General features: G+C 31.3%; 12 protein-coding genes. 1 reads left to right on the top strand and 11 read right to left on the bottom strand.

The window, feature by feature from the left end:
- Window positions 1-2 precede the first annotated feature (2 nt).
- The 6 genes from nadE to QZV12_RS05905 all read right to left on the bottom strand — a co-directional run bounded on the left by nadE (window position 3) and on the right by QZV12_RS05905 (window position 6,819).
- Window positions 3-722, bottom strand: coding sequence for an NAD(+) synthase (gene nadE / locus QZV12_RS05930; RefSeq protein ID WP_295618723.1), 720 nt, complete (start codon window positions 720-722; stop codon window positions 3-5).
- A 317-nt stretch (window positions 723-1,039) separates the two neighbouring features.
- Complete coding sequence (locus QZV12_RS05925; RefSeq protein ID WP_295618720.1) at window positions 1,040-2,533, bottom strand: 2-oxoacid:acceptor oxidoreductase family protein; 1,494 nt, start codon at window positions 2,531-2,533, stop codon at window positions 1,040-1,042.
- A 12-nt stretch (window positions 2,534-2,545) separates the two neighbouring features.
- Window positions 2,546-3,712 carry a 3-methyl-2-oxobutanoate dehydrogenase subunit VorB gene (locus tag QZV12_RS05920; RefSeq protein WP_295618717.1) on the bottom strand — a complete coding sequence of 389 codons (1,167 nt, stop codon included), beginning with the start codon at window positions 3,710-3,712 and terminating at the stop codon, window positions 2,546-2,548.
- Window positions 3,713-3,967 (bottom strand): ferredoxin family protein, encoded by a 255-nt coding sequence (locus QZV12_RS05915; protein WP_295618714.1) that lies wholly within the window; start codon window positions 3,965-3,967, stop codon window positions 3,713-3,715. It lies immediately after the preceding gene.
- A gap of 536 nt (window positions 3,968-4,503) precedes the next feature.
- Window positions 4,504-6,177 (bottom strand): AMP-binding protein, encoded by a 1,674-nt coding sequence (locus tag QZV12_RS05910; protein WP_295618713.1) that lies wholly within the window; start codon window positions 6,175-6,177, stop codon window positions 4,504-4,506.
- 90 nt (window positions 6,178-6,267) lie between these two features.
- Window positions 6,268-6,819, bottom strand: a complete 552-nt coding sequence (locus QZV12_RS05905; RefSeq protein WP_394350724.1) for a helix-turn-helix domain-containing protein — start codon at window positions 6,817-6,819, stop codon at window positions 6,268-6,270.
- A gap of 619 nt (window positions 6,820-7,438) precedes the next feature.
- Between QZV12_RS05905 and QZV12_RS05900 the strand changes: the two genes are divergently transcribed.
- Window positions 7,439-7,807 carry a hypothetical protein gene (locus QZV12_RS05900; RefSeq protein WP_295618707.1) on the top strand — a complete coding sequence of 123 codons (369 nt, stop codon included), beginning with the start codon at window positions 7,439-7,441 and terminating at the stop codon, window positions 7,805-7,807.
- Window positions 7,808-7,912: 105 nt separating this feature from the next.
- On the opposite strand, the gene QZV12_RS05895 is transcribed toward QZV12_RS05900, so the two are convergent.
- From QZV12_RS05895 to QZV12_RS05875, 5 genes are all read right to left on the bottom strand, one after another.
- A complete protein-coding gene (locus QZV12_RS05895; protein ID WP_295618705.1) occupies window positions 7,913-8,647 on the bottom strand; it encodes an MATE family efflux transporter in 735 nt (244 codons plus the stop codon).
- A complete protein-coding gene (locus QZV12_RS05890) occupies window positions 8,640-9,287 on the bottom strand; it encodes an MATE family efflux transporter (protein WP_295618702.1) in 648 nt (215 codons plus the stop codon). Before QZV12_RS05890 ends, QZV12_RS05895 begins: the two co-directional genes overlap by 8 nt.
- Window positions 9,288-9,672: 385 nt before the next feature.
- Window positions 9,673-10,707, bottom strand: a complete 1,035-nt coding sequence (locus QZV12_RS05885; RefSeq protein ID WP_295618699.1) for a TIGR01177 family methyltransferase — start codon at window positions 10,705-10,707, stop codon at window positions 9,673-9,675.
- A 169-nt stretch (window positions 10,708-10,876) separates the two neighbouring features.
- On the bottom strand, window positions 10,877-12,136 hold the full coding sequence (locus QZV12_RS05880) for an NAD(P)/FAD-dependent oxidoreductase (protein WP_295618697.1): 1,260 nt from the start codon (window positions 12,134-12,136) through the stop codon (window positions 10,877-10,879).
- 121 nt (window positions 12,137-12,257) lie between these two features.
- Window positions 12,258-14,102, bottom strand: a complete 1,845-nt coding sequence (locus tag QZV12_RS05875) for a PH domain-containing protein (protein WP_295618694.1) — start codon at window positions 14,100-14,102, stop codon at window positions 12,258-12,260.
- Between the last annotated feature and the right edge of the window lie 140 nt (window positions 14,103-14,242).

The following is a 14,242-nucleotide window of genomic DNA, read 5'->3' as shown; positions in this document are numbered from 1 at the left end:
ACTCATTTATATTCAAAACTTGGCATAAGCTCCAGCTTAAACCTATTAAGTTCATGAAGGTAATCTATTCTATCTTTTGTCTTTTTATCGCTAATTTCACCAGTTCGTATATACTTGTCCAATACATCATAAGTAAATCCAAGCTTCTCTTCATCAGATTGATTAGAGAGTCCATCAATTGGTACTTTATCTACTAACTCTATCGGTAAATTAAGTGTCCTTCCTATTTCCTTAACTTCAGTTACTGTTAGGTTTGAGAGTGGTGAAAAGTCTCCAGCACCATCACCATAACGGGTTGCATATCCTACCCAATCTTCAGATAGGTTGCAGGTGTTTGCCACCCTTCCATTATTAGATTGGGACACTGCATATAGAACAGACATTCGAATTCTTGGAGGAAGATTTATTATAGTTTGCTCAGAGATTTCAATTCTAGATAATGACAATTGATCAAGCACTCCATTAACTGAATCCTTAACATTGATTATGAAATGCTTTATGCCTAAATGACTAATAAGCAGTTTGGCACAATCAATATCTGATTGGACATCATTAGGCATTAATACTCCAATGACCCTATCTTTTCCAAGGGCTTCAACACATAATGCTGCAACTACAGAGCTATCCTTACCTCCTGAGATTCCTACAACTGCATTGCAATCCTTTCCGTTTTCTTCAAAAAAATCTTGAATCCATTTAACACATTGGTCTTTAGCTTCCAATGCATTAAAGTTGTAATCATTAGTGATAATATCTCCTCTATTTAGTTTTAAAAATAAGATTCTTTCAAATAATTATTTCAATTTTTTATATAATAAATCTTTTTAAAATAATAAAATTAGTTTGAAATAGTAAAAAAAGTAATAATGAGAAGGTGTCACAAACACAAATTTAATTTAATAAACTAAATTATAAAAGAATAATAAAATATGAAAACCAGAAATAAGTAAAATCAATGAAAAATGAAAAACAATAGAAAAGGAACATAAAATTAAATGAAAAAATAATAAAAAAGATAAAATAAATGAAAAGAAAAAACCTAATGGTTTTCTCTTAACCATTTAGCTCCAGCTTCTAAAACCTTTAAGTTTATGTCGATAAGCTTAGGTTTAGCTGCAAAGGTTTCCTTGATTCCTTCTGCAAAGGCATTTTGAGATAGGATTGGACTGTCTTTTCCAAGTTCCATCAAAGCGCCTAAAATAGCTGTGTTCATAGCTTTTGCATTACCTATTTCAGTTGCTATTTCCCTTGCAGGAATGGAAATGATTTCAACATCTTCTTTAATATCAAGATTGTCTTTGCTGTAGTTTCCGGCTCTGGAATCATAGAGAATTGTTCCACCAGCTTTCACATCAATGGAATACTTTTTAAGGGATGGCTTGTTCATTGCAATCAAAACATCACATTCTTCCACTACAGGAGATCCGATTGTATTTGCAGAAATGGTTACAGAACAATTGGAGGTTCCTCCTCTTTGTTCAGGACCATAACTTGGATACCATGACACTTCCTTACCTTCAGAACATGCTGCTTGAGCAAGTGTAAGACCTGTGGATAAAACTCCTTGACCTCCAAATCCTACGATTTTTACTTTGCAGTCTTCAAAGTCTTCTGAAACTTCACCAAACTCTTTGGTTCTGTCTACACCAAATACCTTATCAAGAGATTCGATTGAAAAGTCACTGACAGGTCTTTCTTTAGGTTCCCTTTCTTTGGATAAATCTCTGAATCTTTTTACTGGGAATTCCTTACCCATTTCATTAATCAGGAAGTCTTCAACACCTTTGACATCTCTTCTGATGTTGGTTGGACAAGGTGATAAAACTTCAACGAAGGAATAACCTTTACCTTCCTTTTGAATCATCAATGCCTTTTTAATAGCTATTTTAGCTTTTCTGATAAGTTTTGGATTAGCTAAAGATACCCTTTCAATAAATACAGGTGCCTTGAGATTGTCAACAAGCTCACACATGTGTAAAGGATAACCTGCATAATGAGGATCCCTACCGTTTTGACAAGTGACGGTTTTTTCACCAACAAGAGTGGTTGGTGCCATTTGACCACCAGTCATACCATAAACTGTATTGTTTACAAAGAATACTGCGATTTTTTCTCCACGGTTAGCTGCCTGTAATGTTTCATTCAATCCAATAGATGCTAAATCTCCATCTCCTTGATAGCTCATTACAATAGCATCGTCTTCAGCTCTTGAGATACCAGTAGCTACTGCAGGAGCCCTTCCGTGAGCAGTCTGAACATTACCACAGTCAAAGTAGTAATAAGCAAATACGGAACAGCCTACAGGTGAAATCATAACGGACCTGTCTTGAATGTCCAATTCATCCATCACTTCAGCTATAAGCTTATGCAATATTCCATGACCACAGCCTGCACAGTAGTGAGTGTTATAAATGTCATTTCCTTTTCTAGGGTAGCTGTCATTTAAGGAATCTGGATTTTTTAGAACTTTTTCTTCAATTTCAGTTTTTTGAACTTTTTCAGTGTTGTTTTCAGTTACTTTAACGTTAGTCATTTTTCCACCTCCTTAATCTACAACCCTATGATTATAATAGTTATCATTGTCTAATTCTTCTTGATAATCTTTATCGGATAAATAGGATGCATCAAAGTCCTTATCTTCACTTTCAACCTTGTAACGTTCATCACTGCCTACCATCCTATAGATTTCATTGAGAATATCCTTAAGTTCAATTAGCTTACCACCCATTCTGTTTACCAAATGGACTTCATCATAGCCTGCAGCCATTTTAACATCTTCTCTCATTTGGCCGTTACTCATTTCAACAGATACAAATTCCACACCTTTGTCTGCTAATTCTCTGATTCTGGCTTCTGGGAATGGGAATAATGTAATTGGTCTTAAGAGTCCTAATTTAATTCCTTTTTCTCTTGCAATATCAACAGCAGTTCTTGATAATCTGCTGCTTGTTCCATAGGATACAAGTACTATTTCAGCATCTTCAACCTTATATTCTTCATAAAGCACTTCATTTTCTCTGATTTGACAGTATTTTTCCTGAAGCTCAAAGTTGAAATCTTCCAATTGATTGAAATCAAGGAAAATTGAAGTTACAAGATTTTCTCTGGTTTCCTTATTACCTCTTACAGACCAGGAATTATCGATGGTTGGTTCGATTGCTTCAGTTGGGAAACTTAAAGGTTCTGCCATTTGACCAAGCACTGCATCAGCAAGAACAACTACAGGGTTTCTGTATTTGTTTGCAAGTTCAAATGCCTTAATTGTAAAGTCACACATTTCCTGAACACTGTTAGGTGCCAATACAATATTTCTGTAGTTTCCGTGACCTCCACCTTTAACTATCTGATTGTAGTCTCCCTGTTCAGGACCTATATTACCTAAACCAGGACCTGCTCTCATTACATCAACAATTACTGCAGGCAATTCTGCACCAGCTAAATAGGTGAATCCTTCCTGCATTAAGCTGATACCAGGTCCAGAAGATGCGCTCATAACTCTGTGACCAGTGGAAGCTCCTCCATAGATCATGTTTACAGAAGCCTCTTCACTTTCAGCCTGTACAAATTTTTTACCTAACATTGGGAAATATTTAGATGCCTCATGGAGAATTTCACTTGCAGGAGTGATTGGATAACCAAAGAAACAATCACAGCCAGCATATAATGCTCCAATAATTACTGCAGTATTTCCTTTTACAATTTGATTACTCATTTAAGCATCTCCTTTAGGTTTTTTAGTCCTTTTAGGAATATGAACTTCAATAGCTAATGGTTCTGGACAGGTATAATAACAATCTCCACAACCAGTGCAACCTTCACCGGTATATTCTGCATATTGATATCCGCTATCATTAATCGCTTCACTTAATTTAAGGCATTCCTGTTTACATGCACTTATGCATCTTAAGCATGCCTTACAATTATTTTTGCTAATGATAGGATATGGTTTAATATTATTTATATCCATTTACATACACTTATCCTAAATAAATTAATTAATTTGTAATTATAAAAAACTGTAAAAATTAATATTAGTAATTGTTTAGATTCATGGATACTCTCTTTTAATCATAATCCATACTACTTTCTTACTATTATCAATCTATTAATTCATACTAGTATTAATTTATACATTTATATATTTAAATGATAAACTATATAAAATTAAAGGTTAAATTAAGGGGTTTTGTTAATTTTTTTTAAAGATTTGATTAAAAATTAAAAATCAATTAAAATCATAAAAAATTAAAAATAAAAAAATTAAGAAAAAAATTAAATAATGAAAAGATCTTCTAAAAATTATTATTAAGCTCCAGGTATAGGAAAATAAAAATAATTATTAACTCCAATATAAGAAAAATAAAATAATTAATAGAATCAAAAGAGTGAAAAAATTATTAAAAATAATTAATGAATTTTCTTTTCATAATCTGTTCTGATTACTTTTCTTTAGATTTAATGAATTTTCTTTTCATCATCTGTTCTGATTACTTTTCTTTAGATTTAATGAATTTTCTTTTCATCATCTGTTCTGATTACTTTTCTTTGGATTTTACCACTGATTGTCTTAGGCAATTCATCAACGAATTCAATCATTCTTGGATATTTATAAGGAGCTGTTTTATGCTTTACATGATTTTGAATTTCCTTTTTAAGCTCTTCGCTTGGCTCGTATCCTTTTGCAAGAACGATAGTTGCCTTTACAATCTGGCCTCTTAACTCATCAGGTACACCTGTAATTGCACATTCCAATACAGATGGATGTGAAATAACTGCATTTTCCACTTCATATGGCCCAATACGGTATCCTGAAGACTTGATAATATCGTCATTTCTACCAACAAATGTGTAATAACCGTCTTCATCCACATATGCAGTGTCACCACAGTGATAATAGCCACTATGACATACTTCATCAGTTTTTTCCTGGTTTCTATAATATTCCTTAAATAAACCTACAGATCTTTCTCCAGTAATGTCAAAACAGATTTCTCCTTCAGAACCGATATCTACATTATTATGATCAGCATCTAAAAGAGTTACCTTAAATGCAGGTGATGGCTTTCCTACACAGCCTACGTGAGAATCCAACCAAATAAATGTAGCCAATGAAAGAGTGGTTTCTGTTTGGCCAAATCCTTCCTTGATTTCAAGACCAGTGAATTCCTTAAATCTTTTAAATACTTCAGGAGGCAATGGCTCTCCTGCTGTAGTTGCATATTGAATATGGGAAAAGTCAAATTGTGATAAATCTTCCTTAATCAAAAATCTGTAGATTGTTGGAGGTGCACAGAATGTGTTAACCTTATTTTCAATGATCTTTTCCATTAAGTCCAAACCATTGAATCTGACATAATCATAAACAAATACTGCAGAACCAGCAATCCATTGACCATATAGATTACCCCATACTGCCTTACCCCAACCAGTGTCAGCAGAAGTATGGTGTACACCATCTTCAACAACATTATGCCAATATTTTGCAGTAATCAAGTGTCCAATAGCATAAGTGTGGGCATGTGAAACCATTTTAGGGTTTCCAGTAGTTCCGCTTGAGAAGTAAATAAGGAATGTTTCATCCTCATGAGTTGCATCTTCACCAGTAGGCCTTTCAAACTCATCACTCATCTTATCCAATTCTTCATGAAAATTAAACCAGCCCTCTTTGTCAATATTTCCTACAAGAGCTTTTTTAAGTTCAATACCTAATTCCTTTTCACAAGCTTCATAATCTGGAATCAATTTGTCCTCTTCTACAGACACTACCATTTTAATGCTTGCATTTTCCACACGGTAAACAATATCATGAAGCTTTACCATATGAGTGGTTGGAATGGCGATTGCACCAATCTTGTGAAGTGCAACCATGCAGATCCAGAATTCATATCTGTTCTTTAGTGTAAGCAATACTGCATCTCCCTTATTGATTCCTTGAGACTTAAAGAAGTTTGCAGCTTTGTTGGATAACTTTTTCATATCCAAGAAGGCGAATACCTTTTTCTCGTTATCATCACACCAAATTAAAGCGAGCTTTTCAGGATCTATCCTTGCATACTCGTCCACTACATCAAAACCAAAGTTAAAGTCCTTTGGCACATTAAATTCAAAATTATCATAAAAATCATTATACGATTTAAAATCAACTCTGTTTACAAAGTTTCCTATTAAAGATGTCATTATATCACTCTATCTAATCTTAACTATACTCCCCTTGAATATAGCAGTGAATCCTTCTTAAACTTTCATATTTATATTAATACTTATCAATTACATAATTACAGCTAAAAATTTAGCAGGCTTATCATTTAATGCAACCATAGCATGTCCACAAGTTGCATCAAAGAATATTGAATCTCCTTCATTTAAAATGATTTCATTATCCTTGATGAAAATCTTTACGCTTCCTTCAAGAATATAACTGAATTCCTGTCCTGCATGTGCATTTAAAGAAGGAATAGCATTTTCTTTAGGATCAACAGTTACAATAAACATTTCAGCTTTCTTATGAATGAATTTCTTGCATAAGTTTTCATACTTATACTCTTTTCTTCTGTGTACAGTGAATCCTTTTCCTGCTCTTGTTACATCAAAATAAGTCATACGAGTTTCTTCACCAGTAAGAATCAATGCTAAATCAACATTAAACATCTGTGCAATTTGGTATAAGAAACTAGCTGGAATATCTACAATACCTTCTTCATAGCGAATATAAGTTTCTTCATCTACATCAAGTTCATTAGCAATTTCTTCTGTTGTAATATCGGATAATTCTCTTAATTCCTTAATTCTCATACCGATATCTTTTTTTAGTTCACTCATTTTAACCACTTTCGATTTGTTTTAATTTTTAAACACATTTTTTTGTTAATTAATTAAATTAGTTCATTTGACATAATTAATTAAATTTAATTATTTAATGTTTCTTTAATTAATTAAATTTAATTATTAAATCAATTTTCCAAAATACTATCAGCAAGCAAGAATCTCATTAATTTCAATGAAATAATGCTTATCTGAATTTAGAGTATGCATATATATTTCATATAATACATAGCATTGTGTAGATTTGTAATTAAAGTAATATAAATATTTTGGTAAAACTTATTAAAAATGGATAAAATTATAAGAAAAATAAGAAAATACACTTTAAATAACTAAATTAAGAATTAACATAGGTAAAAGTAAAAAAACAATACTTAAATTAGTTAAATATGCCAAAATATGAAATGGGAAAGGAATTTTTTATTGAAGATTATAGGATTTATAAAAAAGTTTATATTATATAAAACAAAAATATAATGTAGATATAAACAAATTGAAATTATTTTTGGATTTACAATTGCTATTTAAGAAATATATTAATATTATTTGAGGAACTATACTTTTAGAAAAATTAATATTAATTAAAATTTTTAAAAAAGCTAATGGAGGGACTAGTATGGTAAATAGAGAAGACTGTGTAATATTTAAGCAAGAATATGGAAACGAATTATTAGTAGAGCAATCATATGTAAGAATCAGATCTAAAGAAGACAATATGATGTCTTTTAACCTTAGAGTTCCTAAAGAACAAATCAACGATATTGAAACTTACTTTAAAGGATTTAAAATCCCAGAACCAATACTTATTGATATTGCATGCACTGGAAATATACACTGCTACTTTAAAGGAATTTCACCAATTATTAATAAGCCTGATTATTCCTTTATTTCAGTAACTGTTCAAGAATTAAAGCAAGAGATTGTTGATGAAGAACAGGAAATTGGTGTAACTGCACACGAATGTGTGGGATGTGGATTACACTAAAAAAAAAACTTTTTTTGGTCAATTTGACCTATTTTCTTATTTTTTATTTTTCTAACATTTAATATATTATTTAAAAAAAAATCTATTTTTTAAAAATTCTTTAACCTAAGATTTTAATAAGCTTTCTACTTCTTTTCTGAATTTCTCCTCAAAGATTACAATACATATGAAACCAATGAAACATCCTAAAATCATTCTGACAATCGCACCGAAATAAATGCCGAATATTCTCCATCTGAAAACAATTGCAAATAAGTAAGCAAGACCTACACTTAATATTATTTCACGAAGTAATGTAAGAGACATTGACTTGAATCCAGAACCTACAGCTTGATAGACATAAACAGCCGTAGCACCAAATGAAACAAAGAGATTATAGAAAACCATAATCCTTAAAACTTCAGCAGTTCTAGTTATCATTGCAGGATTTCCAGAAATGAAATTAAATGCATGAGATATCGGATAAGCGAATACAAAGAATATTGCACAAACGATTGCTGTGATTATCAAGCTGAGCAAAGTGGAATAATTTAAGGAAATTCTAAAATTCTGAATATTTCTAGCTCCATATGCCACACCAGAAACAGTTACTGTAGAGATTCCAATTCCCATACATGGCAGAAATGCAATTGATACAAATCTCCATACAACTGTAAAGATAGCCACTTCAGTAGTTCCTGCAGTCATCATAATCAGATAATTAAAGCAAATACCTACAATGGAATAAATCACTTCTTCACAGCTTGCTGGCAATCCAACCCATAGAATATCCTTATAAATCTGGAAATTTCTGCGATAATTATTAAAGTTTAATTTTAGGAAGGTATCTTTTTTAATCAAACCAATATAGCATCACCAAAAGATTTGCAAGTGAGGACAATACTGTAGCAAGGGCTGCTCCCTTAATGCCCCAATTAAAATAATAAATGAATATAGGGTCAATTATCAGATTTATTACTGCATTCAAAACCAAAGGCCATGTTGCCCTTTTAATGTCTCCTTCAGCTCTATAAAGACTTGAAACAATAGCTGGAAAAAGAATGATGCTGCTTGATAGAAATATTATGGTTCCATAATCCATTGCGTAATCAATTACAGATTCTGCACCAAAGAGCAAAAGCATATCCTTTAAAAATAAAACTCCTATAACCATTAGAAGAATTGAAACTATTATTCCAAGTATCATGCTGTGCATTGCTGCATTGTTTGAATCATCATATCTTTCAGAACCAATATACCTTGATATTAATGAATTGGAACCGGCTCCAATTCCAACTCCAAATCCCATGATTACAAGAAACAATGGAGACATAAATCCTAAAGCTGCAAGAGGGCCTGCTCCAAGACCGGCAACCCACATACTGTCAATAAGATTATTTAGATACATTAAAAGCATAGATAAAATTGTAGGATAAGCCAATCTCCTTATGGCTTTCTTTGGATCTCCAATTATTGCTTCAATGTTTTCATTCAATTGCATAATAAACACTTTTGATAATTTTAAAAAGTAAAATAAACACTTGCTTATTATAAAAAGTAAAAGTATAAGTAATTAAAATAGATTTTATTTAAAAATTTATTTAAAGTTTATTAATATTTTTTTGGTATTAGGAAATATTAAAAAAAAAATTGAAAAAATAAAAATTATTATCAATTTAGTTATATTAAAAAAAGAAATTGAAAAAATAAAATCAGATTATGATTAATAATAAATTAAAAAATAAATTGAAAAAAATATTATAATAATTATTAATTTTAATTGAAAAATAAAAATCGATAAGGCAAACTAATTTTTAACTAAAAAGTAAAAAATAGACAAGGCAATCTAATCAAATATAGTTTACCATATATGAACCAAATATCATTTAATGAATTTTAGCTATCACAGAAATGATACGAGTCAAGCTCCTATGCATTTTAATCTCATACCTTTCTAATAATATGAAACCTACATCCTTAAGCAATGAATCGATGTCTAATGTGTGTGGACTAGCCATGACTAAAAGTGCATCTTTCTTCATACTGTGTTCAATTGACTGCAAAAATTCACTGAAAATTCCAGATGCCCCTTCACCACAGATAGTGGTTGAAATTCCATAAGGTGGATCAGTGACTACTGCATCAACCTCTTCATACATTTCAAGTTCACGGACATCAACAACATGTGTTTGATAATCTGTAATGCCTACATAATCCAAATTGGTTGCAGTTCCTTTCTTCATTCTCCAATCGATATCACAGCCAACGACCTTGCATCCAATAAGACCTGCTTCAATAAGGATTCCTCCAGTACCGCAGAATGGATCCAATACCAAATCCCCTTCCTTTACCCGAGCTAAATTAGTCATGCAACGTGCAAGCTTAGGACTCATGCATCCTGGATGGAAAAATGGCCTTTTATGAGGCTTCATTTCTTCAAAATATTTCTTGTTGAGCTGGTATCTGCCATAGCATAAATAAACATTATCATGATGGGCTACAACACGAACAAATGACTTTGGATCAGATAGGTTTACTGAAATATTTTCAGTATTTGTTAAAATCAAGTGGCCTACTCTTCTTTCAGTAGCTACAGTATCTATTTCAGTATTGAAACGCTTCACTCTAACAGCAAAGTTTTCATCAATAAAATTAGACCAATCAATAGCCTTTACAGCATCATCCAAGTCTTCATAGCCACATTCATCTATCAAATGATGAACTTCATGAGTATAACCTAATCTCCTAACAAGTATTCTATAATAGTCATCAAAGACATCTTCTTCAAGATTTCTTAAAATAACTAATTCTGGACAAACCACTTCCAATTCTGTTTCTATATTTTCCACTTCTAAAACAGCTCTTAATTCAGCTAAAGGCAGTTTATCGTGTTCTTGTGATAAGATTAATAATAAATCCATGTTTTATCTCCACATTTTTATGAATAAATATTCCTTTGTAATCATTAGTAATTGTAAATAAATATAAGTAAGTTAAACTCAAATAATACTTCTTTTGAGAAATATTCTATCAAATCTCAAATAAAAAATTCTTTTGAGTACAATTTTGATTATTAACAAATAATCAGAATCAAAGCAGCCAAATCTTAGCTAACTCCTTTTTATGAATTGATGGCAACAATGACAAAATCAATCCTCTTTTTAAGAACTCCTTAACCAGAATTGACTGATTATCCATATCACCATACTTAGATATCAATTTATCTGCTTCTTTTTCTTTTAATTTTTTAAAGAAATAATCCAAATCATCATCAGACAATGTGCACAAGGTTTCTTGAACCTTGAATTGAATAGACATTTCCTTCAGGAATCTTTTTTCAAAATCCTTTTGATAATCCTTGAAAGCATTCTGTAATATCTCTTTGTCATTTTCAACAATCCTTTCCAAGTTTGAATCATTTTTTGAATTCAATTCATCATTAGAATTGAAAACATTAGATTTTAAGGCAGTTAGAATTGATTTTTTTGCTATTTGAATAGTTTCAAAACCTATTAAGAGACCTCCACCAGTAGTTGGCTTAACTTGTGCAGCGGCATCTCCAATAACAATTGCCCTATTTTTATATAATCTATTGTTCTTATTATAAACAGGTATTCGTCCTTTGTATTTCTCAATGACTTCATAATCATCATATTTGAAATCATTTCTTAAGAAATCATCTAAAATTTCTGCTTGCCTCTTATAATCATGATTTGAGAACAATCCAATTCTGAAAATGTTTTTATAAACTGGAATTACCCATATGAATCCAGGAAATAGGTCTTCAAAAGCACATAAGTCTACAAATTCCATTTCCTCAATTTCATCAACCTTAACCAAATACTGGCTTGCACAAAAATAATCAAATTCATTTCCAAAGCTTGATGAAACCATAGACATAGGTCCATCTGCACCAACAATGACTTTAGACATTATGGTTTTCCTTTTAGAGTCATGCTGAAATTCCACTTCACCAGAAACATCATCAATAGCTAAAGCTTTAGATGACAAATAGGAATCAACACCACTTTCAATGGCTCTGTTGTATAAATATTGATCCAATGCAACCCTATCAATTATCAATGCTTGATATTCATCTTTTGAAACAGTTAAAGAATGATTTTTAGTATGCAAATAAGCTCCTCTTGCCTTATTTAATATGAATTCATTTGGGATTTGATTTAAATCCAATACTCTTTTATTGATTATCCCTGCACATTGCAAAGGCAAACCTATCACTTTCTTTTTATCAATAAGACATACTTTGAGATTTTCCTTAGACAATTCATAAGCTAAGGAAGAGCCCATAGGTCCTGCACCAACAATTGTTACATCATAATCAAAATTCATAGTTTTCCCACATAAATAAAAAGATAAAAAATAAAAAGAGTTATGGCAAAAAGGCCATACTAAAATCAAAAAAATTTAAAATAATAAAGAATTATTATCTAAAGCAAAAAACCTCCAATATCTATCTTCTGAATTTTCTTGAATGTTTTTGAAGAAGGTCCTCAGGAGTTTTTTCCTTATTGTCCTTTCCATTGGAAGGAGCTTCATCATAAGCGCCTTTATTTTCATAATGCCGTCTTTGATTGGATCTTTCATAGTTTTTAGACGGTTTATGATTTCTGGATTGATTTTGATTCCTTGACCTATTATAATCATCATATCCATAATCTACCTGTCTGGAACCATAATTAGAGTCTCTTCTATCAGATTTTCTGGAATAGCTCTCTGAGTAGTCATCATAGAGATTATCATGATATTTAGGGCTTCTTTCTCTTGAATCATAACGTCTATAGTCATCATGAGAATCATGTTGCCTATAGTCATCACGAGAATCATAACGTCTATAATCATCTCTTGAATCATGTTGCCTATAGTCATCACGAGAATCATAACGTCCATGGTCATCTCGAGAATCATAATAGTCATAATCATCCCTTACAGGTCTTGATCTGTTTGAATTAGACCTATATCCATTGTCTTGATAGGAATTGTCATAAGACCTGCCATAATCATCATCATATTCCCTTTTGTCATATTGGCGACTGGAACGATAACCTGCATTGAAATTTTGATTATGAGATTGATTATGTCCTCTATTAGAAGAATTGTAATTATTATGATCTCTATTATGATTTACCTGATTATTGGAAGGTTCAAATTTAATATTGCTATCCATTTCATGCATAGCCTGATTTATTGTAGTGTCAAATTCCTCATCAGAGATGTTTTCATAAGGCTCCTCATTCCTGCTATTTGAGAAAGGATTAAATCTGGATAAACCGGATTTTTTAGTTTCTTCCCTATTTTGATTATTATCCCTATAGGATGGAGCATCCCTTCCTTCATAATAATCTCTTTGAGCATCTAAATTATTCTGATGGAATTCCTCATAATTGTTTGCAAAATACTTATCAGGATTTCTTTCATATGATTCCTTGATTGCACCAGAATATTGGTGATGGTGAGAATCTGGGTAATTTCTGCGATTATCATATTGGCTGTTTCTATAATTGGACCTATTGTCTGCTGGTCCGTTTATATAATAATCGTCTTCCGGATAATATTCATCATCATAATAGGAATCATAGTTAGGCTTAGATTGATTATAATTGTTTCTGGAATTTCGGGCCTTGCACCTACTATCTCTAAGTTGTCTTTTGCGCTCTTTAGCATCTACCAATTCCAAATCATCCAAATCTTCCATACGTCTGTAATGGCTTTCTTCATTAGGTCTGATTGGATTGAAGCCAGTGTTATCATCATAAATATTACGATATCTTAAATGAGTTCCTCTCATATTTTCAAATATGATATCTTCAATCTTATTTGGATTGGAAACATCTTTTAGTTCTAACTCCTTTCCATCATAAGCACTGTATAAAGTGATTGTCCCTACTGAAAAGATTTTTCCCAAAAGATTTTGTGATCGGCTGACATCTTGAATGGTATTGAAAGGCATGTAATTATTCCTTTGCATAAGAATACCTTTTTCAGTAATCACTCTGCTTTCTGTAATTGTATATTTAATTGAAGTCCAAATCAAAATCTTTATTATGATATAGGCAAATACTGCCATTATCAATATAAATATAGCTATTGCAAAATAGCGGGTCATAGGAACTTTAGTTGTTTCAATCAAATAAACATTCATATTCCCAATGTAACTGATTCCTGCAGAATATAAGAAAAATAAAAAACCAAGCACAAACATGGAAATTAAAATTCCCTTTGAATAGACAAATATGTTAGGTTGTGCCTCATATAATACTTTTTCATGATATTCTTCTTTTTTATCTTTGCCAAACATTAGTTTATATTTATTATTTTTATTTTAAATATATTTTATGTATATTATATATAAAAAGTAGAAATTTTTTAAAAATAGTTAAAGAAAAAAGTGCAAATAAATGAAAATAATCAGAAAAAAAATAGATTATTATAATAAAA

The sequence above is a fragment of the uncultured Methanobrevibacter sp. genome (genome assembly GCF_902769175.1).
In the GTDB taxonomy this organism is placed as follows: Archaea; Methanobacteriota; Methanobacteria; order Methanobacteriales; family Methanobacteriaceae; genus Methanobrevibacter.
This window is presented reverse-complemented; position numbering and strand designations above follow the sequence as displayed.